Genomic DNA, 21630 nt, shown 5'->3' with positions numbered 1-21630 from the left:
GACCCCGCTATCAGGCGCGCGCGCGGGCCTGATCCGAACCGCTATCCAGCCATGCAAGATCGTCCGGCGAAAGTGAGATGTCGAGCGCCTGGAGGCTGTCTTCCAACTCGTCGAGCGTGCGCGGCCCGATCAGCGGGACGGACGGAAAGGGCTGCGCCAGGACATAGGCGAGCGCGACGTGGATCGGGCTTTTGCCCAGCCGTTTGGCGAGCTCGATGGCGCGGTCGCGACGGCCGAAGTTCCTCTCCGAGTACCAGACCCGGACCAGTTCCTCATTGTCGCGCCGGTCGCGGCCGGCGCGGTCGGTGAAGAAGCCGCGGCCCTGGCTCGACCAGGCGAAATTCGGCATCTGCCGGGCGGTGAGCCAGGCCTTCCATGCGTCGCTGGAGGAGGTGACGCAGCCCGCCCAGATCGGCTCCAGCATCTCGGCCAGCGAGAAATTGTTGGAAAGGGCGCCGGGCTTCTGCTTGCCGGTGCGCTCGGCATAGACAATCGCCTCGTCCATGCGTTCCATCGTCCAGTTCGAGCCGCCGAACGGACCGCGAATGCGGCCGGCCTTGACCTCGCGATCCATCGCATCGACGAACTCGTCGACCGGCACGTCCGGGTTGTCGCGATGCATGAAATAGACGTCGATATGGTCGGTCTGCAGCCGCTCAAGCGACTGGGTGAGCTGCTTGCCGATGACGTCGGGATAGCAGAGCGGCGAGTGCGCACCCTTGCCGATGACCACCGATTGCTCGCGCACGCCGCGGTTCTTCAGCCACTGGCCGAGCAGCGTCTCGGTATAGCCGGAACCGTAGACGAAGGCGGTGTCGAACAGATTGCCGCCCGCCTCAAAATAGGCGTCGAGCAGGATGGCGCCCGACGAAAACGTGCGGAAATCCTCGAAGCCGAGCGCCAGACACGAAGCCGGCCGCGGCAGGCCCGGAATGCCGCGCTTGGGGATGGCGGTCCCGCCGGAGCGCAGCTTCCGCCCGGAGATCGTGTGGACGCGCTTTGCCGGTTTCTCGATGTCGTATTCGAGCCCGATGGCGGCCCGCCATTTATCGAGCACGCGCAGATTGCCGAGACTGTCGGCCCAGCTCATGCCCGGCCAGGCGAACTCCTGCTTCCCGCCGAGAATGGCCTCGCCGGCAGCGTCGACCTCGAATGCGTAAAGCCAGCCGTCCTCCTTGACCTCGACCACCTCGGTGTCACCCGGACGGATGATGCGGATTTCGCCGGTGCCGCCTTGCTGGCCGCCGGCATACCAGAAATCCGCCACCTCGATGCGGCCCTTGCTGCCGAGAATACGCAATACGTTGTCCTGCGCGAGCGAAATGCTGCAGGAGACTTCCGCGACGATGCCGCCTGGAAAATGCAACAGCGCCGACGCCCATTCGTCGACGCCGGATTGGCCGAGATGCGCAGCGCCGACCACTTTGTCCGGCTCGGCGAAGGGCTTTCCCGCCGCGGCGCCGGCAATCAGCCGCGCCATCGAGACGGGATAGCCGCCGACATCGAGAATGCCGCCGCCGGCGAGATCCTTGGCGTAAAGCCGGTGCTCCGGCATGAAGCCCGGCATGGCGAAGCCGAAACTGGATTTGATCATCTTGATGTCGCCGATCGCGCCGGCCCTGACCAGCTCGACCAGCCTGGCCGTCTGCGGATGCAGCCGGTACATGAAGGCTTCGCCGAGAAAGGTGCCGGCCTTGCGCGCGGCATGGATCATGGCGTCGGCCTCGAAGGCGGTCAGGCCAAGCGGCTTTTCGCAAAGCACATGTTTTCCGGCCTCGGCTGCCTTGATCGCCCATTCGGCATGGCTTGGATGCGGCGTTGAAATATAGATCGCGTCGACATCCGGATCGCCAAGCAAAGCCTCGTAGCCATCGAGGATGCGGGCGCCGGGGAAAGCCTCAGTGAGCCCGGCCTTGCCGGGATTGCGCGCCCCTAAGGCGACCAATGTGCCGGTGCGCGAATGGGCGACGCCGCCGACAAACGCCTTGGCGATGTTGCCGGGCCCGAGAATGCCCCAGCGAATTTTTTCTGGTTTGGACGTCATGTCAAATCTCCGTGGGGTGGCCGCGAGCAATCGCGATCGGACAAAAGAAAGATGGGTTAGCGAATGCGTGCGCCGGTGGCGTCGAAGAGAAGCGAGCGGTCGGCCTTGATCGACACCACCAGATCGTCGCCATTCGCGCGATGCCGCGAGGCCTCGCGCTCGATGATCAGTTCCTCGCGCCCGCCCCCGGTTCCGGAATTGGCATAGACATAACTCACCGATCCCAAGTGCTCGGCGACGTCGGCCTTGAGGGTCAGGTCGCAATCGCCCTGGCCGGCGTCGAAGAAATGCTCCGGCCGCACGCCAAGCACGACATCGCCGCCTATCGCAGGCAGAGCATCCGAAAGCGGCTTGCGCAGTCGCGCGCCGCGATGATTGACCAGTTCGACGACCGCAGCGCCGTTGTCGGCCCCGACCATTTTCGCCGCCAGAAAGTTCATTTTCGGGGAGCCGACGAAGCCGGCAACGAAGCGGTTGGCGGGGTCGTCGTAGAGATCGAGCGGCGCGCCGATCTGCTCGATATTGCCGGCGTTGAGCACGACGATCCTGTCGGCCAGCGTCATCGCCTCGGTCTGGTCGTGCGTCACATAGACCATGGTAACGCCAAGCTCCTTGTGAAGGCGCGATATCTCGACGCGCATCTGCACCCTGAGCTCGGCATCGAGATTGCTGAGCGGTTCGTCGAACAGGAACACTTGCGGTTCGCGCACGATGGCACGGCCGATGGCGACGCGCTGGCGCTGGCCGCCCGACAATTGCCGCGGCCGCCGCTTCATCAGCTCGGCGATGCGCAGGATTTCGGAAGCCCGCTTCACCCGCCGCTCGGTATCTGCCTTGGGGTTGCCGGTCATTCTCAGGCCGAAGCTCAGATTCTGCTCGACCGTCATGTGCGGGTAGAGCGCATAGGACTGGAACACCATGGCGATGCCGCGATCGGCTGCCTCGACGTCGTTCACCACCTTGCCGCCAATGGCGATCTCGCCGTCGCTGATGTCCTCGAGCCCGGCGATCATCCGGAGCAGCGTGGACTTGCCGCAGCCGGAAGGGCCGACGAAGACGACGAATTCGCCGTCATCGATGTCGATATTGGCGCCGTGGACGATCTCGAAGACGCCGAAGCGCTTGATGACGTTTTTGAGTGTGACTGCCGCCATGCTGATCCTTACTTGATGGCGCCGGCGGCGATGCCGGCGACGAAATGGCGCTGCAGAAGCACGAACACGACGAGCATTGGCGCCGTCAGCATCACCGCGCCCGCCATGATGCCGCCCCAGGACACCTTGGTGAGACCGATCAGCGTGCCGAGCGCCACCGGCGCGGTCATTGCGCCCGGCTTGGAATTGATCAGCAGCGGCCACAGATAATTGTTCCAGGAAGCAAGGAAGAGAATGATGGCGAGCGCCGCCAGCATCGGCCGCGCCAGAGGCAATGCGACGAACAGGAATATCCGCCATTCCTTGACGCCCTCGACCTTGGCGGCGTCGAACAGCTCGTGCGGCATCATCGAAAAACTCTGCCGCATGAATAGCACGCCCAGCGAGTTGAACAGTGGCGGCACGATCAGCGCCACCCAGGTGTTGGCGAGCTTGAAGTCGCGCGCCACCATGATGAATTGCGGGATCAGCACGACCGCATAGGGCAGCGTGATGGTGCCGAAGATGATGGCGACGACCATGCCCTTGCCGAAGAAGTTGTAACGCGCCAGCGCCCAGCCGGCCATCGAGGTGAGCATCACCGACAGGAAGGTGTAGGTCACCGCCACCGAGACGGAGATGCCGATGGCGCCGATGAAATTGGTGCCGCGCTGCAGATTGCTGACATTGTCGAGGAAATTGCCGTGCGGCAAAAGCTCGATGTCGGGGCTGAAGATGCCATTGTCGGGCATCGTGGAAAAGACCACCATCATCCACAGCGGGAACAGCCAGACCAGCGCCAGCGGCGTCAGGAACAGATGCAGCGCGATGCTGCGGCCCAATCTGGCCTGGGAACGGCTGACCCGGGAATGGCTTATTGAGGAGCGCGAGGTCATTTCGGTTCCCTCGTCAGCCATATCTGCACCAGCGAAATGGCAATCGCCAGCCCGGCCATGGTGTAGGCGACGGCCGAAGCGTAGCCGAAATTGAGCGACCGGAAGCCCTGGCGGTAAAGCAGCAGCCCGAGCGTTTCGGTGCCGCCGCCCGGCCCGCCGCGCTCGGTGATCAGGAAGGGCTCGGTGAACAGCTGCATGGTGCCGATGATCGACAGCACGGCGCAGAACACGATGATCGGCTTGAGCAGCGGCAGCGTGATGTAAAAGAACTGTTTGACCTTGCTGACCCGGTCCAAGGTTGCCGCCTCGTAGACATCCTCGGGGATGGACTGCAGGCCCGCGAGCAGGATGATGGCGTTGTAGCCGGCCCAGCGCCAGGTCACCGCCATCATGATCACCGCCATCGCCGGGGTGACGTTGGTAAACCAGTCGACACTGGGCAGGCCGATGCTGTTCAGCAACTTGTTGATGATGCCGTAGTCGAGATTGAACATCAGCCGGAAAACCGCCGAATAGGCGACTTCGCCGACCACGACCGGCGCGAAGAAGGCAAAGCGGAAGAGGCCACGCGCCTTGAGCAGCGGCGAATTCAAAAGCACCGCCATCACAATCGCCAGCGAAATCATCACCGGCACCTGGATGACGAGGATCAGCAATGTGTTCTTCAAGGCATTGAAGAAGGCGGGATCGCCGATCAGCCGGCCCCAGTTGAAGGTCGGCGCGAACCGCCACGGCACGGTGCGCGTCGCCTGGAACGAGATCAGGAAGGAATCGATGATCGGCCACAGCCAGAAGATCGAGAAGATCAGCAGATAGGGCGCGAGAAAGCGATAAGCCGTGGCGTTCTGGTAGCGCATCGTTTTCCTCCTTTCTGCTTTCAAGTTCTTGCCTTCTCCCCTTGTGGAGAAGGTGGATCGGCGCATAGCGCCGAGACGGTTGAGGGGTGATGGCCGGAGTGCCGCCGGCGCCAAGCTGGAGCACCCCTCATCTGCCGCCTTCGGCGATACCTTCTCCCACAAGGGGAGAAGGGGAACCGTGCGCTCGGAGCCGCCTCGTCTAGATCACGACTTGACCGGTAGGCCGGTCGCCGCGGCGATCTGGCTTGCGGCATCGTCGAGCGCTGCCTTGGCGTCGGGATAGCCGCCGGCCAGATATTTGGTCTGCACCGCGCGGATGATGATTTCGGCGTCGCTCTGGAACGGCGTGCCGCGGCTGGGGACGACCTTGGGCAAGGTGCCGAGAATGTCCTTCCACACGGCTTGGCCACCCCAATAGGGCAGGCCTTCGGAGACATAAGGGTCGTTGAGCGCCGAGATCAGCGACGGCACCAGGCCGAAGCCTTTCAGCATGGTGATTTGGCCCTCATTCGTCCCTAGCGTGTATTTCAGATAGGCGTAGGCGGCTTCCTTGTTCTTCGACACCGAAGTGATGGCGAGCGAGGAGCCGCCGAGATTGGCGGCGCGCGGACCGTCGGCGGTCAGGCTCGGCATCAGATAGACGCCCCATTTGCCTGCGCCATCGGGCGACTCGGTGCGTATGGTGCCTTCATACCAGCCGCCATACATCTGGCTGGCGACCTTGCCGGCGGTGTTGTTGGTGATCTTGGTGCTCCAGTCGGCAGAGGAAATGATGCCGGCGTCCTTCATCTCCTTGATCTTGGTCATGGCATCGACGCATTTGGGCTGATTGACGGTGATCGATTGACCATCGGCGGAGAAATAGGCGCAGCCCTGCTCGTTGGAGATCATGCGGAAGAATTCGGAATCGCCGTTGAAATCGGCGTTGGTCATCGTCACGCCAGGATTGGCGGCCTGGATCTTCTTGGCGGCGGCGATGAAATCGTCCCAGGTCTTGATCGAAGACGGGTCGACGCCGGCCTTCTCATAGAAGTCGCGGCGGTAGAACATCGCTACTGGACCGGAATCCCAGGGCATCGCATAGGCCTTGTCGTCAACCTCGAGCTCGGTACGTTTGAAGTCGGGGAATTTTGCCTGGTCTTCTGCGGTGTAGCCGAGCGTGTGCAGGTCGACGAAGCAATCCGGGAACTGGCTCCAGTAGTTTTCCGCCTCGCCGTTCTCGATCGTCACGATGTCCGGCAGGCCCTCGCCGCCGGCGGCACAGCCGGCGATCGATTTGTCGTAGGTCGGCTGGTTGCCGAGGTCCTCGACCGTGACCTTGATGTCGGGATACTGCTTGTTGAAGCCCGCTATGGTGGCCTTCAGCGACGAAGCGGCGATGTTCCAGCTCCAGATCGTGATTTCACCGGACTGCGCAAAGGCTGGGCTGGAGCCCAGGGCAAGCGCGAGCGCGGCGCAGGTCAATTTTAAGCGCATTGAAATCCTCCCATTTCAGTTGCTCTCTGTTTGCGAGCGTGGCTAGACTAGGCTTCGGGAAAGCCTTGTCCGCGACAAAGGGAATAAGAAATGAGCGGAAAGTAAGATGCCGGAAAGGCCGTTTTACCAGCCTGGCGCCAGCAGCGTGGAGGGCCTGCCGCTGCTGCTGCAAATGTTCCACACCCAGCCCCTGGTGATGCTCAAGCCACATTGGCATGCCCAGGTCGAGGTGAATTTCATCGTGCGTGGCGCCGTGCATTACCGCATGGACGGGCACGGGCTTTCGCTTTCTGCGGGCGACATGTGCCTGTTCTGGGGCGGCCTGCCGCACCAGATGGACGAAGCCTCCGACGATGCCATCTACGCCGGCGCGCATCTGCCGCTGGTTCATTTCTTCCGGCTGCATTTGCCCGTCGACGTCCGCAACAGGCTGATGACCGGCGCGACGCTGGTGACCGACGCCACCGACCGGTCGGACGACCACAATTTCGAGCGCTGGAACCGCTATGCCCGCTCCGGCGACCCGGTCAAGGCGGAGCATGCCGTCAACGAGCTTTTGCTGCGGCTTGAGCGGGTGCGGTTCGAGCCCTACCGGCTGGTGCCGGAAACGCCGGTCGAACAGGAGCTAGGCAGCCCGTTCGATCAGCAATCGCTGCGCAATGTCGGGCGCATGTGCGACTTCATCGCCGAGAATTTCCTCTACGAGATCGATTGCGTCGACATCGCCGCGGCGGCCGACATCCATCCCAAATACGCCATGAGCATCTTCAAGAAATCGACCGGCATGACGCTCAATGAATATGTGAATCTGCTGCGCCTCAGCTACGCGCAGGCGCTGCTGATGCATCAGGATGCCAATGTGCTGCGCGTCGCCATGGAATCGGGCTTCGGCTCCCTCAGCGCGTTCAACAAGTCGTTCCGCAAGCTTTCCGGCATGTCGCCGTCGGATTTCCGCAGGGGCGTGGCCGGCGCCAGATAAGGGCGCCGGCTGGATTCAGCCGATAACCCCCAGACGTCTCGGCAGGCGGTTCATCGGCGACGGCCCGTTGGCGGTGATCAGGAACTGGTCCTCGAGATTGAAGCTGGCGAGACCGTCGATGTAGAGCGGAATCTCGAATGCCAGCACCATGCCGGGTTCGATCGCGACATCGCAGTCGGCCGAGATGAACGGCCATTGCTCGGAAAACACGGAATGGCCGACGCCGTGGCCGAAATGGCCGCGGCGATAGGAACGCAGGCCCTGGCGCGCCAGGCTGTCACTGGCGGCGCGATGCACGGCGGCCAGCGGCTTTCCGGGCATAAGCGCGGCAAGCCCGTCGGCGAAGGCGCGTTCGGCTATCGCATGCAATTCGGCCTGTTCGGGCGACGGCGGCCCGAAGGTGAAATTCCGCGACATATCCGAGGCATAGCCGTTCACGCTGCACACCATGTCGGCCTTCAGCGGATCGCCGGCGGCGGCGACCGCGTCGGCGCCTTTTGGGCGAGCGCCCAGCGTGACGTATTCCGCCGTCGAGATTTGCTGCGACGACCCGGCGGCTACATCCGCGACGCCTTGCCGGTAAAGCGCGACCAGCTCAGACTGACGCATGCCGGCCGCTGCATGCTGCTGCAGCCGCGACAGGCCGGCCTCCGACAGGACGATGCCCTGCTGCAACAGGTCGATCTCGCTCTGCGACTTGATCGCCCGCAGCCGGTCGAGGATCGGCGAACCGTTGACCAGGGCAGTGCCCGGCAACATCGCCTGCATCGCGGAAAAATCGCTGGCCGAGACGAAATCCAGCTCGATGCCGAGCGTCGCACGCTCCAGCCCGAATTCTGCGAGGATCGTCTTCAGCTCGCGGACGGAGCGGGCAAGCTCGAAGGTCGCCGGACGTGAAAAACCGGGGCCGCGGCCAACCAGGCCGGCCTCGATGCGCTGCGCAACAGGCCGGTCGGCAGTCGCCGGCTCGAGCGACGCCGATTCGATCCAGATCGGATGCGTGCGTACCATGGCGCCGGCCATCGCCGCCGGGAGCTGGGCAGCCTGGAAATCCGCCACCACGACGCCGATCGGCAGGTCGCCTCGCTTGGGAATAACGGCGAAACCGGCGCCGGCCCGCCGGAACAGGCCGGCCGGGCCGATCCAGGCACCGGTGGCATATTGGAACGCCTCGGGCTCGCAAAGCACCAGCGCCTCGATGCCGGCGCGCTGCATCAGGTCAGTCGCGCGCTCGCGGTCGACAAAGCCGGTCACGGACTTACTTTAACTCTCTCGGAGTTTGGTTAGCGTATCGAGGTCTGGGTCATGTTGGGCCTTCGAAATGACGGGGCGAACGTTGCCAAAATATTTGCGGTTTTCCGTGGCCGATTGATATCGGCTGGAGCTGGTCATTTCCATAAGCCGCGCCTGAACTAAGCGCCCCCCTACAACCAATTCGATAGGGTTATTCCCGTGATTGAACAGTTCCAACGGGATACACCCCCTGAAGCCGGGTTGTATCATTGTATTGTGGTGAATGCCTAGTCGGCTAAAGCTCGACCGGGAAATTATATCTGCGTAAACGTCGTCGGGTAATCCAACATACTCAAGTGTCGTGCCCAGCACGACTTGACTTGGATAGAGGACAAACTTATCTCCGAGCTCCCGTCGCGTGCTACGGAAGTATGAAGCGATACCACGCGACTGCTCCGGACGTTGAGCTGAGTCAATCGAAGGGCGCCTAGTAACTACTGAGACTAAGAAGTCCGTCCCCAGCCTTAGGTCAATCGTTACTTCACCTAGTTGGCTCTCCGACAACAGCGGATCAATGTACAGTCCCCTTGGGCCCTTGACCTTCATTCTGTCAGTTATAGCTTTACGGCGTAGCAGTTTCATTCCAAGCTACTCGCAATGCATAATTTCTGATGGATTTTTCGGTCAAGTCATTGACAACTGTTTCTATATCGGTTTCCCGCACGGGTGATAGCCCCCACGGATTTCGGCCCTGGTCGATTGCTTCGAACATATAATTCCATGCCGCTTCGAATATGCCGTAAACCTCTCCGATATTTGAGCCAGCAAAGGTCCGGAGATCATCGAAGTCGACAGCCAAATTTGCCTTGGACGATGCTATTCTGAGGTTTGGTAGACCTAATGCTGCCACCGCAGTGGTGAGCAGGTCCACAATCGGGTTGTTGATTGATCCTAGAAAATCTGAAACAACTTGTATTCTGTCTGCGGTAGCCGGATGAGTATATGTGGTAGGATGGTTCGGCGCTATGGTTTTTAGCGCTTCAATACCCGCGTAACCGACGAAGCAACTTGAAAATACGTCTGCAAAGAATTCCCGTCTGTGAGCTAACTCGTCAGCATCGACTGGCGCTATTGCCGCAGAATTTAGCAGGACGGTAACCTCGGAGAGCTTAGAAGTAACGTCAACGAAATGGCCGAGTTCGTGAAAAAGCGGGATACAAAAAACAGGCTTGTGTGAATACAATCGCGGAACGCCGATCATCACTAACAGGATGTTAAACCCGGCTGTATCGTACCCACTAATTGTCGTACGAATAAAGTTCCAAGGGTCAACGGGAAGGAGATGGAAATTATGACCTTCAGTCAAGCTGGTGACGATTATGGTTTCCCGCTTAACCCAAGGTGCTAACGCATTCGTCAAGCAATAAACGACTTCATATGGAATTTCGTTCGACGTACTGCCAGCTAAGTAGGACTGGACAAGGCGCATCTGGTCCGCAAATTGTCTCACAATCGCGCTATCGTACAGAGTTGGGGCTGCGAGAACGTGGTCGATCGCACCGATCAAATGCTCTGTGAAGTCATGTAATCTGCGATCGAAAAACGCGGAATCGTTCAGAAGTCGCAGGCTCTGCCGGACCAAGCTCAGGTCAATGCGAGGCCGCACGGTTCTGCTCTAGGGAGAGCAGGTTCCGGGCCTGCGCCGCTGTAAGACGATGAAGATCCGGATTAAAGGCCCTTCTCAACCGGTCAGATGACCGGAGCTGAAGAGCCAGCTGAATTGCCTCTGGGAGGGTATTCGCTGAAACCGTTGCTGGGTTCACAAGGACTTCCAGAGCCTGACGCGACACCAGTTCCATATGCCGAGAAAGCGGCTCAGGAAGCTCTTTGTTCATGCTAAGAAGTTCCAAAGCCAAATGGAAAAGAGATGGAAACTTTTCGCGTTCGGGGGAAGCGGCGGCCAACATCAAAGTCTCCCAAAGCCGTGAATCTGATGTATGAATCTGTGTGGCTCGGTAGTCAAGAGTCCAACACAGCAATTTGCCAGCTGAATAACTGGGAAAATTCTTGTGATGGTGACACGGCCGGCATAGCAAAACGGCCACCCTAGGGCAGCCGTCTTTTGTATGCTGATTCGGTCAAAGGTAACCGCCGCAGGTGAAGCGCAAATGGCCGAGCGGCAGGAAACCCACCAACCAGCATGGGTTCAGAGTCAATGAACCGATAGTGTTAGGACGAAGCAACAGCTTCGTCGCCTTCACTCAGCCGTGTCAGTGTCGTCGGCAGTGTCTGCCGCGTCATCCGCGGTCTGTCTTGCCAGCGCTGCCTGCAAGGCCAACGTGGCCTGTGGTGAGGCCGGTGTCGTCGCAACGACCGCCGCTGCGTGAGCAACTCCGTGCGTCGACTTGTCCCTGGCCGCGGCGGAAGTGGCGGCTCCGTGTCCCTGCGAGCCGGCCCCGGCCGAGTTTCCGCCGTTGCCGTTGCTGCCGCCATTGCCGTTGCCATTGCCATTGCCGCCGGGAGCAGCGAGGACCGGAGATGCGACAAGGGTGAGAGCGGCTACAGTCGCGAATAGACAGGTGCGGGTTTTCATAGTTCCTCCTTCGAGTCGCCCTCCCGCCAGGATGGGTTCCAGATGAAAAACGTCAGGACTTCCAATGTGAAAGCCGGCTGTTACTAGCTTTGTTCAAATACAGTATTCTGCAAGATGGACCTTGGTCCGAAACCGGCACGCAAAAGTCCTGAATTTTATCGACAGCGTACTTCGGACGACCGCAACGGCTGGATTTTTGCTGCCGTCAGATCCAGCGCCGCTACAGCGCATGTGCGTCGGCTGACATGAGGTTACAATCGAGGAAACCTCGGCGCTCGCCATCCGGCGAGATCATTTAAGGCGATTGAGGAACATTCCACACTTCGTGAAGTTGGGAGCGCAGGCCCGCTTTTGAGGTGCCAAAATGTTTGATGCCGGCGGGCTTTTGGGAGGAAGCCATGATCCGCGTCACGCCTGCATTTCGTGTTTCACGCCGCCGCGCATTGCAGTTTGGTCTGGGAGCCACGGTCGCTTCGGCCACCGGGCTTGCCCCGGTTTCCCGCGCCTATGCGCAGGATGAGGTCAAAGACGAAGACATTTTCCGGTTCGCCCTCAATCTCGAATATATGGAAGCCGAATATTACCTGCGCGGCACCACCGGAAAAGGGATCGATGACTCGGATGCCGGCCCGAAGGCCGGCGCTGTGGCTGGCGGCAAACAGGTTCGCTTTGACACGCCTGCAATCGGCGAGTTCATGCGGGAGGTCGCCGAAAACGAACTTGCCCATGTCAGGTTCTATCGCAAGACACTTGGAAGCGATGCCGTCGACCGGCCGGCAATCGATTTCGATGCGGGCTTTGCGGCGGTTGCCAAGGCGGCGGGGCTCGGAGCGGACTTCGATCCTTTCGGCAACCAGATGAACTTCGTGCTCGGCGGCATGCTGTTCGAGGATGTCGGCGTCACTGCCTATGCCGGCGCCGCGCCGCTTCTGAAAAACAAAGATTTCCAGGCCGCCGCCGCTGGCATTCTGGCCGTCGAGGCCTATCACATGGGGATGGCGCGATCGTCGCTTTACCGAATGGGCGAGGATGCCTGGAAGGCCGCCAATGCGGTTTCCGACGCCCGCGACAAGATCGATGGACCGGAAGACAAGGACCAGGGCATCCGAGTGGACGGCAAAGCCAATATCGTTCCATCGACCCCGGATGCAATCGCCTTCACGAGGACGCCGCAAGAAGTGCTTCGGATCGTCTATCTGACCGACCAGAAAGGCGTCAGCAAGGGCGGCTTCTACCCGAACGGAATGAACGGAACGCTCAAAAGCACCTGAGCGGTCTGCGGATGAATCTCGTGGCAAATGAACTTGCGCGCGCGGCCAGCCGATTCGGCGCGCTGCGCCCTGTTGGCGCGCAGAAACGAAAATGCCGCGGCGGACCGCGGCTTTTCGATGCTTGATTTCCCTTGAGAGAAATGGAGCGGGTGAAGCGATTCGAACGCTCGACCCCAACCTTGGCAAGGTTGTGCTCTACCCCTGAGCTACACCCGCTCGCGCGGCTTTTGGGCCGCAAGCCGCGCCTATATGGCTGAAGAGCGCGGCGATTGCAACAGGGAATTCGCAGGCTTTTTGCTTCGCCGGCAATGCGGAGAAGCGCTCCTTCGGGACGTCGCAAGGCAATCACCCCCCGCGTTGCGCGACGGACTTGTCTTGGCCGCATCATTGGCCGTAAACGGCGTTAGCCGAACAAGCCGTTGAAAGCGGGCCACCAGAAGAAAGACCGATGCCGAAGACCGAAGCCGAACTTTTCGCCTTTCTTGCCGGACTTGGGATCGAGGTATCGACGCGGCGGCATCCGCCGCTGTTCACGGTCGCCGATTCGCAGGCGCTGCGCGGCGAGATTGCCGGCGGCCACACCAAGAACCTGTTCCTCAAGGACAAGAAGGACAATTTCTTCCTGGTCAGCGTCGACGAGGAGGCGGTGGTCGATCTCAAGCAGATCCACCATCTGATCGGCGCTGCGGGGCGCGTGTCTTTCGGCCGGCCGGAGATGCTGATGGAGCTTCTCGGCGTCGTCCCGGGCGCGGTCACGGTGTTCGGGCTGATCAACGACACCGAGCGAAGGGTCAAGGTCGTTTTGGACGAGAAGCTGATGAGCCATGCGGTGGTCAATGCCCACCCGCTGACCAATGAAGCGACGACTTCCATCGCTGCCGCGGACCTGGTCAAATTCGTCGAGGCAACCGGACATGATGCTGTTATCTTGAAAGTCTCGGCATGATCGCCACATGGGTGACTAAGACCGGGGTGACTGAAACCGGGTTCTAAAGAAGGATGTTGCGCCCGTCCCTTGGCCGGCGGCGCGACCGAAAGGCGACGAGATGAGCGATAGCAACCCCTTTGGCGGCCCATTTGGCAGCAATGGCGGCCAGTATGCCACCACCGTGCAATATGGCGGCACCGACGCCGCGCGTGAGAAGGTCGCACTTGCGGAGGCGCCGGCCGATGTCATCAAGGACACAACGACCGCTGGATTTGCTGCAGACGTCATCCAGGAATCGCGTCGCCAGCCGGTGCTGGTCGATTTCTGGGCGCCGTGGTGCGGTCCCTGCAAGCAATTGACGCCGCTGCTGGAGAAGGCGGTGAAAGCCGCCGGTGGCAAGGTCAAGCTGGTCAAGATGAATATCGACGATCATCCATCGATCGCCGGCCAGCTCGGCATCCAGTCGATACCGGCGGTCATTGCCTTCAAGGACGGCCAGCCGGTCGACGGCTTCATGGGCGCCATTCCCGAGAGCCAGATCACGCAATTCATTCAGAAGGTCGGCGGCAAGAACGGTGGCGCGCCGCAAGTGGCCGAGGCACTGGCCGCCGCTGCCGAGGCGCGCGACGCCGGTGACGTGCAGACCGCTGCCGACATTTATGATGCCATCCTGGAACAGGCGCCGGAGACGATCGAGGCGATCGCCGGCTTGGGCGATCTGCTGTTCGAGGCCGGCGATACCGAAGGTGCCGAGGCGGTGTTGGCGCGGGCGCCGGAAGCGAAGAAGGATGCGCCCCAGCTCGCCGCGCTGCGCGCCAAGATGGCGCTCGCCGCGCAGGCAGCAGTGCTCGGCAATCCGGCGGAACTGGAACGGCGGCTGGCCGAAAATCCCGGGGATCACCAGGCACGGTTCGAGCTCGCCATGATCCAGAACGCTAAGGGTGATCGCATGGCGGCGGCCGACAATCTGCTGGCGATCATCAAGGCCGACCGCTCGTGGAACGACGACGGCGCCAGAACCCAGTTGCTGCAGCTCTTCGAGGCATGGGGCATGACCGACGAAGCAACGCTGTCGGCACGGCGCAAATTGTCGTCGCTGCTGTTTTCCTGAGCCGGCGCAGACTGTTTTGTCGTGCGGGCTTGCGGTGGGCGGCAGCTGCGCCAGATTAGGTTTTCGGACGGCGTTCGATTTCAGGTTTCCGGTGTTGCGCCTTGTGCCGGCCGGGAGGAGACGGATTTGGTGCGCTTCCTGACAAAGCGATCGGAGGATTGAGGTGCAGGCGGGAAACGCGCATTACCGGCTCGCTGCGGACTTACCGTCGACCATGCCGATCTTTCCGCTCGAGGGCGCATTGCTGCTGCCGGGAGGCCGCATGCCGCTCAACATCTTCGAGCCGCGCTATCTGCAGATGGTCGACGAAGCGATCGCCGGGCCGCGGCTGATCGGCATGATCCAGCCCAGCCTCGACGGTGCACTGCGTCCAGACGGCGAGCCGGAGCTCTGCAATGTCGGCTGTGCCGGGCGCATCATTGCGCTGTCCGAGAGCGGCGACGGCCGTTACCTGATTTCGCTGCAGGGCGTGTGCCGGTTCCGCATTGTCCAGGAACTCACGGTCAAGACGCCGTTCCGCCAGTGCCGGCTGGCACCTTTTCTCGCCGATCTCGACGAGGAGCAGGCAGACGCCGAGATCGACCGGCCGGCGCTGCTCAAAGCGTTTCGCGCCTATCTGCAGGCCAACGATCTGGAGGCCGACTGGGAGAGCGTCAGTCGCGCCGAAAACGCCATGCTGGTCAACGCACTGTCGATGATGGCGCCCTACGGGCCGGCCGAGAAACAGGCGCTGCTCGAAGCGGCCGATCTGAAGACACGCGCCGAGACCCTGATCGCCATCACCGAAATGGCGCTGGCGCGCGACAATGAGGATTTCGGTTCGAGTTTGCAGTAGGTTGGCCCTCCTTCTCCCACAAGGGAGAAGGAGAGGCCGCGCGCAAAACCTGAAGCGGTCGCCTTGTGGAAAGGATGGATCGAATGGCGGATGGACGTGACGGGAACAGGACTGTCGATCCCAAGCTGCTGGAACTCTTGGCCTGCCCGCTGACCAAGGGACCGCTTGCCTGGGATCCGGAGCGCGGCGAGCTTATCTCGCGGGTCGCAAAGCTTGCCTATCCGGTGCGGGACGGCATTCCGATCATGCTGCCATCGGAAGCGCGTGTCATCACCATAGATGATGCCATGCCACCGCCGCCGCGCCTGGGTGGAACGCCCTGAGTGCTGCGGTTCAGAGCCGCTCCGTCGCGATCTTTCGCGCCTCTATTGAAAATTGCGCCCTTTGGGCATGACCTTCTCTGCCTTTCCCAATAGTTCCGTTTGCGCGATGCTGCCGTCTGCACTGCTCGACAGTCTGTCCGCAGGCCTTGCCTGCTCAAGCAGCACCGACAGCCACGGCGTCAGATCCTCGACCTTCTCGGCGACGATATGGATGACGTCCGATTCCGATTGCAGCTTGCCGGTGACGCGGATGAGACGCGCGCCCATGACGATGGGGCGGAAGCGGTCAAAAGTCCTTTCCCAGAAAATGATGTTGGCGACCGCATTCTCGTCTTCCAGCGTCAGGAAAATCGCCTTGCCATTGCCCGGCCGCTGCCGCACCAGCACGAGGCCGGCGACCGAAACGCGCCGGCCGTCCCGCACCTGGCCGAGCCGCACATTGGGCGTGACGCCGGAACGATCCAGCCTTTGACGCAGGAAGGCGACCGGGTGCGCCTTCAGCGACAGGCCAAGCGAGCGGTAGTCGTGGACGACGTGCTCGCCGAGCGGCATTGTCGGGAGCCTGGTTGCAGGCTCCAGATCGCGCAAGCGGATCGCCGGCTGATCGAACAGCGGCAGCTTTTCGGCGGCACTCTTGCCGTCGAGCGCGCGGACCGCCCATAGAGCGTCGCGGCGGTTCAATTCAAGCGAGCGGAAAGCGTCGGCCTGTGCCAGTTTTTCGATCTCGTCGACGTTGAGGCCCGAGCGCAGCCAGACATCGCGCACGGATGCGTAGCCGTCGCCGCGTCGCAGCACAAAGGTCTCCATGCGCTCCTTCGACAGGCCCTTGACCTGGCGAAAACCAAGCCGGACGGCATGGCTGGTCCGGATGACGCCGCGCATCTGGGTATGGCGGTCAAGGATACGATCCGGATCGAAAGCCGATTTCTCCAAGGCGCAATCCCAGCCGGAAAAATTGACGTCGACCTCGCGGATCTCGACGCCGTGGTCATGCGCGTCGCGGACAAGCTGAGCCGGCTGGTAAAACCCCATCGGCTGGGAATTCAGGATCGCGGCGCAGAACACGTCGGGATAGAAGGTCTTGAACCAGCAGGAGGCATAGACCAGCAGGGCGAAGGAGGCGGCGTGGCTTTCGGGAAAGCCGTATTCGCCAAAGCCTTCGATCTGTTTGAAGCAGCGCTCGGCGAAGTCTTTTTCGTAGCCCTTGGCGACCATGCCGTCGACCATTCTCTTGCGGTAATTGCCGATCGTGCCGGTGCGCTTGAACGTCGCCATGGCGCGGCGCAGTTCATCGGCCTCGCCCGGCCTGAAGCCGCCGGCGACGATGGCGATCTTCATCGCCTGCTCCTGGAACAACGGCACGCCCAGCGTCCTGCCGAGGATTTTTTCCAGTTCCGGCTTGGGGTATTCGGGTTTTTCCTTGCCTTGCCGGCGGCGCAGATAGGGATGGACCATGTCGCCCTGGATCGGGCCGGGCCGCACGATCGCCACCTCGATGACGAGGTCGTAAAAGCTTTTTGGCCGCAGCCGCGGCAGCATCGACATCTGCGCGCGGGATTCGATCTGGAAGACGCCGATCGTGTCGGCACGGCAGATCATGTCGTAGACATGCTTGTCCTCGGCAGGCAGAGTGGCCAGCACATAGGGTTGGCCGTAATCGTCCCGCGCCTCCGGATAATGATCCCGGAGCAGGGTGAAGGCGCGCTGCAGGCAGGTCAGCATGCCGAGCGCCAGCACGTCCACTTTAAGGATTTTCACCGCGTCGAGGTCGTCCTTGTCCCACTCGACCATCTTGCGCTCGTCCATCGCCGTCTTGACGATGGGCACGATCTCGTCGAGCCGGTCCCTGGTGATGACAAAACCGCCGACATGCTGCGACAAATGACGGGGAAAGCCCATGATCTCGTTGGCGCATTCGATCACGTGCCTTGTCGATGGATCGGTCTGATCGAGGCCGCCGGCTTTTGTCTCCTTTTCGCCGAGCTCCGAGGTCGACCAGCCCCAGATCGAACTGGACAGCGCGCTGCGGACGTCATCCGACAGGCCCATCGCCTTAGCCACTTCGCGCATCGCCGAGCGGCCCCGGTAGCTGACGACGGCAGCGGCCAGCGCGGTGCGCTTGGTACTGTATTTGGAATAGATGTACTGGATGACCTCCTCGCGCTTTTCATGCTCGAAATCGACGTCGATGTCGGGCGGTTCGTTTCTTTCCTCGGAAATGAAGCGCTCGAAAAGCGTGTCGATCTTGTCCGGGCCAACTTCGGTGATGCCGATGCAGAAGCAGACGATCGAGTTGGCGGCGGAGCCGCGCCCCTGGCAGAGAATGTTCTGGCTGCGGGCGAATTTGACGATGTCGTGGACAGTCAGGAAATAGCGCGCGTAGTTCAGGCGCTCGATCAGGGCGAGCTCCTCCTCGATGCGTTGCGTCACAAAAGCGGGCACGCCCGAGGGGTAGCGGATGGCGGCCCCCTCCTTGGCCAGCCTTTCCAGCTCGGCCTGCGGCCCGAGGCCCGATTCCGTCGGCTCGTCGGGATAGTTGTATTGCAGATCACTGAGCGAGAAGGTCAGCTCGCCGGCAAAACGCAGCGTTTCCGCCAGCGCTTGCGGATGCCTGCGGAAAAGCCGTGCCATCTCCAGCGGCGGCTTTAAGTGGCGCTCGGCATTGGCCGCCAGCTCCAGCCCCACCTCGGCGACGGGCACATTGAGGCGGATCGCCGTCAGCACGTCCTGCAGCGGGCGCCGTTCCGACGTATGGTAGAGAACGTCGTTGGTGGCCATCAGCGGGATGCCGGCCAGCTCGGCCATCGCCGCCGCCTGGTCGATACGGAAGCGGTCGTTACCGCGGTAATCCGGCGAAACCGCCAGCCTCAGGTTTTCGCCGAAGCGATCCCTGAGCCGGCTAATCAGTGCGAGGCCAGCTTCCGCGTCCGCCGACAGATCCGGCAATATGGCCAGCGACAGGAGATCGCCCCATTCAAGAAGATCGCTCTGTTTGAGAAGCGTTGCGCCCTTTTCGTTCTCGTCGCGCAGATTGGCCTGTGTCAGCATGCGGCATAGATGCCCCCAGCCCTTGCGGTCCTGCGGGTAGGCGAGGATGTCCGGCGTGCCGTCGCAAAAAACCAGGCGGCAGCCGGGATGATAGGAAACACCCTCCACCTTGGCCTGCTGCCAGGCGCGTACCACGCCCGCCACCGTGTTTCGGTCGGCGAGACCGATCGCCGAAAACCCCAGGAATTTTGCCGCGACCACCAGCTCCTCCGGTTTCGAGGCACCGCGCAGGAACGAGAAGTTCGACTGGATGCCGAATTCGGCATAGGGGATGGCCGTCAGCGCATTCATGCGAAGATCCCATGCATGAACCAGCGCGGCGGGACTTGAGAGGCGCCGTAAAGGCCCTGGCGATAGAGCCAGTAACGGCGGCCGTCGGCATCCTCGATGCGGAAATAATCCCGGGTCGGGGCATCTTCTCGTCCCGCCGCCTCTCGCCACCATTCCGGCGCGATGCGCTCCGGCCCTTCGGCGCGCGCGACCCGGTAGAGCGCGCGCCGCCAGCGGAAGTTCAAAGGCGGGCCTTCCGGCATTTCGGTGGCTGGCACTTCGATCGGCTCGGGCGAACGGAAAAGCCGGATCGGTCGCTCAGGCTGGAAGACGGTCGTGGGAGCGTCCTTCGCCTTGTCCGGCTGCTTCGGCGGCGAGCTTCTCTGCGGCGCCTCCGTGAAGGGGATAGTGGCGACGGCGCGCTCCGGCAAATGGCTCTCGACGGCAACCGGCTTCAAGACCGCGCCTTCGCCGAGCCGGGCGCGAATGCGGTCGGCAAAAAGCGCGATATCGGCACCGTCGTCGCTCGTCTCGCCGGCAAGGTCTGCCTGCTGCATGTCGAAGGCGGCGGCGGTCAGCACCGAAAGGCGCACGAGATCGAAGCCATAGCCGGCGTCGATATCCCGTTCGAGCGCAGCAAGCCTTTCGTGGAACAATTTCTGGATCAGCCGCGGCTCGCGCAGAGGCCGCGAGGTGCCGACGGCGATGCGGCTGACGCCGCCATCGACGCGGAAAAGCAGCAGCGCCAGCCGCCTTGCGCCCTCGCCGCGACGCTCGAGGTCGCTCTTCAAGGTGGTCGCCAGCATGCCGGTCAGCCGCTCGATGTCCTCGGTCAGCATGATCGGCTCGGCAAGATGACGCTCGACCGAAAGCGGTGCCACCGGCAGGCGCGGCGACACGGCTTCGTCGAGGCGGCCGAGCGCCTGGTCGAGGCGCAAGAGCAGCGATGCGCCGAAGCGGCGGGCCAGCGGCGCGCGCGGTGCCGCCATGACGGCGCCCGCCGTGCGCAGGCCGACGCTTTCGAGGCTGGCGCGTACCTCCGGGTCGATGCGCAGCGCCGCCAGCGGCAAGGGCGCGAGAAGCGCTTCCTCCTTACCATCGGGCACGATGCGGTCGCCAGCAAACCGCGCCGCCGCCCAGGCAGCCCCAGGCGTGGCGGCAAGCCCGGCGCGGACATCGAAGCCCTGATGGAAAAAACGCGACAGGATATCGTCCAGCATCGAGCGTTCGCCGCCGAAAAGATGGGTGCAGCCGGTGACGTCGAGATAGAGGCCGTCGGTCCCGTCAAGCGCCACCAGCGGGGTATAGCGGTCGCACCAGTCGGCGAGGCCTTCGAGCAGGCGCCGGTCGGCCTCCGGATCGGCCTCCACGATGTCGATCGAGGGATGCATGGCGCGTGCGTCGGCTATGCCCATGCCGCGCTTCAGATTAAGCGCCTCGGCCCGCTCGTCGAGGGCGGCGATGCGCTGGGCGTTCCGGTCGCGGTGACTGATCACCAGCGGCAGGTGATCCGACGGCCGGGAACGCCAGGACCGCCCCAGACGCTGCCGCAGGATTCTCTCGGCGGCGAGATGCGGAAACCACAGGGATAGGATTCTTTGGCCGTTCTGGGGCCCATTCCTGAGACCTTCCTTGCTCGCCCCGTCTTTCTTCGAATATGCGTTCATCGGGGTTCCACTCCAGTGTGAATTTTCCGGGCAAGGCCGTGCGGCTCTTGCCGATGGCGACGGTGAAGGCGGGCCGGCCGATCGAGCCGGCGAGCGGCCCGGCAAGCGTCTTACGCGTTGCCGCCGGTGCCGCCGACAGGATGAGGCGGACGGGCGCTGCCGTCGGTTCGGGCTCGCCGGCCTGGCGCAGCAGGAACAGCGGCCGGCCCGCACTCTGCGCGCGGGCGTGCAGCCGCCGCGTCGCGGTGAGGTCAAGCCGCTGCGGGCTGCCGCGGATTTCGAGGATGACGGCGGCCAGCGCCGTCATCCGGGCAGCCTCCTCGGCGATCCACAGCGCATCGAGCAGCCTTGGCGCCTCGGAAAACAGCAATTGCTCCGGCTCGATGCCGAAGAAGGCGTGAAGCCCCCTGGCATAGGGAAAGCCGGCCTCGCGGAAAACCTCTGATGTGCCGATCCACAGCACCGGCAATCGCGGCCCCTGGCTTAGGATCAGGCTGACGAGCGACAAGGCAAAACCGGCAACGACCCCGGCATCGCGGGTCGCGGCGCCATGAAACTCGCTCACCGCCGCCTTCGGCAGGCCGCCGCTCAGCGCAGCATCGAGGCGCTCGGCGCCGGTGCGCAAAAACGCATCGGGCGGCGCCACGGCGAGGCCGCGCCGGACAATGGTCAGATTCCGAGCGGGTGTCGGATGCCGAGAGGGTGTCAGACTCTGACGAGGGACATCCGCGTCAAACGACGAACTGGCCGGCGCCTCCAGGCGCTCGGGCAAGGTCCCTTCGATCTTCGCGATCTGGCGGCGCAGGGCAAAAACAGTCTCCCGCGCCACGGCGCTTGTCGCCATGACGGTCAGCTTCCACTCACAATTGTTCCCGTTATGTTCCTATAGATTCCAGAGGCCGCCCGAAGAGTCAAGCGGAGTCATGGGGAATTTATTCCCAGAAAGAGCAATCCGAGCTTTTCAAG

19 protein-coding genes and 1 tRNA gene are annotated in these 21630 nt (G+C 62.4%); 6 read left to right on the top strand and 14 right to left on the bottom strand.

Annotated elements, in window-relative coordinates; genetic code table 11:
* Positions 1-10: 10 nt before the first annotated feature.
* The 5 genes from NKH80_RS22650 to NKH80_RS22630 all read right to left on the bottom strand — a co-directional run bounded on the left by NKH80_RS22650 (position 11) and on the right by NKH80_RS22630 (position 6406).
* Positions 11-2044: an aldo/keto reductase gene (locus NKH80_RS22650; protein ID WP_352993556.1), complete on the bottom strand. Its 2034-nt coding sequence runs from the start codon at positions 2042-2044 to the stop codon at positions 11-13.
* 56 nt (positions 2045-2100) lie between these two features.
* Positions 2101-3198, bottom strand: coding sequence for an ABC transporter ATP-binding protein (locus tag NKH80_RS22645; protein ID WP_352479725.1), 1098 nt, complete (start codon positions 3196-3198; stop codon positions 2101-2103).
* Between the two features lie 8 nt (positions 3199-3206).
* Positions 3207-4073, bottom strand: coding sequence for a carbohydrate ABC transporter permease (locus tag NKH80_RS22640; RefSeq protein ID WP_352751471.1), 867 nt, complete (start codon positions 4071-4073; stop codon positions 3207-3209).
* Positions 4070-4930: a carbohydrate ABC transporter permease gene (locus tag NKH80_RS22635; RefSeq protein ID WP_254817930.1), complete on the bottom strand. Its 861-nt coding sequence runs from the start codon at positions 4928-4930 to the stop codon at positions 4070-4072. The genes NKH80_RS22640 and NKH80_RS22635 overlap by 4 nt, the downstream gene beginning before the upstream one ends.
* 204 nt (positions 4931-5134) lie before the next feature.
* Positions 5135-6406: an extracellular solute-binding protein gene (locus NKH80_RS22630; RefSeq protein WP_254817929.1), complete on the bottom strand. Its 1272-nt coding sequence runs from the start codon at positions 6404-6406 to the stop codon at positions 5135-5137.
* A gap of 106 nt (positions 6407-6512) precedes the next feature.
* Here NKH80_RS22630 and NKH80_RS22625 point away from each other — a divergent pair, with 106 nt between their 5' ends.
* Positions 6513-7385: a helix-turn-helix domain-containing protein gene (locus NKH80_RS22625; RefSeq protein WP_352507383.1), complete on the top strand. Its 873-nt coding sequence runs from the start codon at positions 6513-6515 to the stop codon at positions 7383-7385.
* 15 nt (positions 7386-7400) lie between these two features.
* On the opposite strand, the gene NKH80_RS22620 is transcribed toward NKH80_RS22625, so the two are convergent.
* From NKH80_RS22620 to NKH80_RS22600, 5 genes are all read right to left on the bottom strand, one after another.
* Positions 7401-8639 (bottom strand): M24 family metallopeptidase, encoded by a 1239-nt coding sequence (locus tag NKH80_RS22620; RefSeq protein ID WP_352993554.1) that lies wholly within the window; start codon positions 8637-8639, stop codon positions 7401-7403.
* Between the two features lie 9 nt (positions 8640-8648).
* Positions 8649-9224, bottom strand: a complete 576-nt coding sequence (gene dcd / locus NKH80_RS22615) for a dCTP deaminase (RefSeq protein WP_352993589.1) — start codon at positions 9222-9224, stop codon at positions 8649-8651.
* A 16-nt stretch (positions 9225-9240) separates the two neighbouring features.
* A complete protein-coding gene (locus NKH80_RS22610; protein WP_352993553.1) occupies positions 9241-10260 on the bottom strand; it encodes a M48 family metalloprotease in 1020 nt (339 codons plus the stop codon).
* A 7-nt stretch (positions 10261-10267) separates the two neighbouring features.
* A complete protein-coding gene (locus tag NKH80_RS22605) occupies positions 10268-10585 on the bottom strand; it encodes a hypothetical protein (RefSeq protein WP_352993552.1) in 318 nt (105 codons plus the stop codon).
* Positions 10586-10875: 290 nt separating this feature from the next.
* On the bottom strand, positions 10876-11211 hold the full coding sequence (locus NKH80_RS22600) for a hypothetical protein (RefSeq protein ID WP_352993550.1): 336 nt from the start codon (positions 11209-11211) through the stop codon (positions 10876-10878).
* Positions 11212-11609: 398 nt separating this feature from the next.
* Between NKH80_RS22600 and NKH80_RS22595 the strand changes: the two genes are divergently transcribed.
* On the top strand, positions 11610-12482 hold the full coding sequence (locus NKH80_RS22595; protein WP_352993548.1) for a ferritin-like domain-containing protein: 873 nt from the start codon (positions 11610-11612) through the stop codon (positions 12480-12482).
* Positions 12483-12623: 141 nt separating this feature from the next.
* Here NKH80_RS22595 and NKH80_RS22590 read toward each other — a convergent pair.
* A tRNA-Gly gene (locus NKH80_RS22590) sits at positions 12624-12698 on the bottom strand.
* 232 nt (positions 12699-12930) lie between these two features.
* Here NKH80_RS22590 and NKH80_RS22585 point away from each other — a divergent pair.
* From NKH80_RS22585 to NKH80_RS22570, 4 genes are all read left to right on the top strand, one after another.
* Positions 12931-13428 (top strand): prolyl-tRNA synthetase associated domain-containing protein, encoded by a 498-nt coding sequence (locus NKH80_RS22585; protein WP_254817917.1) that lies wholly within the window; start codon positions 12931-12933, stop codon positions 13426-13428.
* Between the two features lie 100 nt (positions 13429-13528).
* Positions 13529-14521: a thioredoxin gene (trxA, locus tag NKH80_RS22580; RefSeq protein ID WP_352479721.1), complete on the top strand. Its 993-nt coding sequence runs from the start codon at positions 13529-13531 to the stop codon at positions 14519-14521.
* A 163-nt stretch (positions 14522-14684) separates the two neighbouring features.
* Positions 14685-15356: an LON peptidase substrate-binding domain-containing protein gene (locus NKH80_RS22575; RefSeq protein WP_023675985.1), complete on the top strand. Its 672-nt coding sequence runs from the start codon at positions 14685-14687 to the stop codon at positions 15354-15356.
* Between the two features lie 83 nt (positions 15357-15439).
* Positions 15440-15679: a Trm112 family protein gene (locus NKH80_RS22570; RefSeq protein WP_023675986.1), complete on the top strand. Its 240-nt coding sequence runs from the start codon at positions 15440-15442 to the stop codon at positions 15677-15679.
* 42 nt (positions 15680-15721) lie between these two features.
* Here the strand turns inward: NKH80_RS22570 and NKH80_RS22565 are convergent, their stop codons facing one another.
* The 3 genes from NKH80_RS22565 to NKH80_RS22555 are packed head-to-tail and all read right to left on the bottom strand — an operon-like array spanning position 15722 to position 21508.
* Positions 15722-19018, bottom strand: coding sequence for an error-prone DNA polymerase (locus NKH80_RS22565; RefSeq protein ID WP_352993546.1), 3297 nt, complete (start codon positions 19016-19018; stop codon positions 15722-15724).
* Positions 19015-20493 carry a DUF6504 family protein gene (locus NKH80_RS22560; protein WP_352993544.1) on the bottom strand — a complete coding sequence of 493 codons (1479 nt, stop codon included), beginning with the start codon at positions 20491-20493 and terminating at the stop codon, positions 19015-19017. Before NKH80_RS22560 ends, NKH80_RS22565 begins: the two co-directional genes overlap by 4 nt.
* Positions 20426-21508, bottom strand: a complete 1083-nt coding sequence (locus NKH80_RS22555; protein WP_352507377.1) for an ImuA family protein — start codon at positions 21506-21508, stop codon at positions 20426-20428. The genes NKH80_RS22560 and NKH80_RS22555 overlap by 68 nt, the downstream gene beginning before the upstream one ends.
* Positions 21509-21630: the final 122 nt, after the last annotated feature.

The organism is Mesorhizobium sp. M0904, assembly GCF_040319475.1.
Taxonomy (GTDB): Bacteria; Pseudomonadota; Alphaproteobacteria; order Rhizobiales; family Rhizobiaceae; genus Mesorhizobium.
Note: the sequence above shows the minus strand (reverse complement) of the source record. Positions and strands in the feature narration are given on the sequence as shown.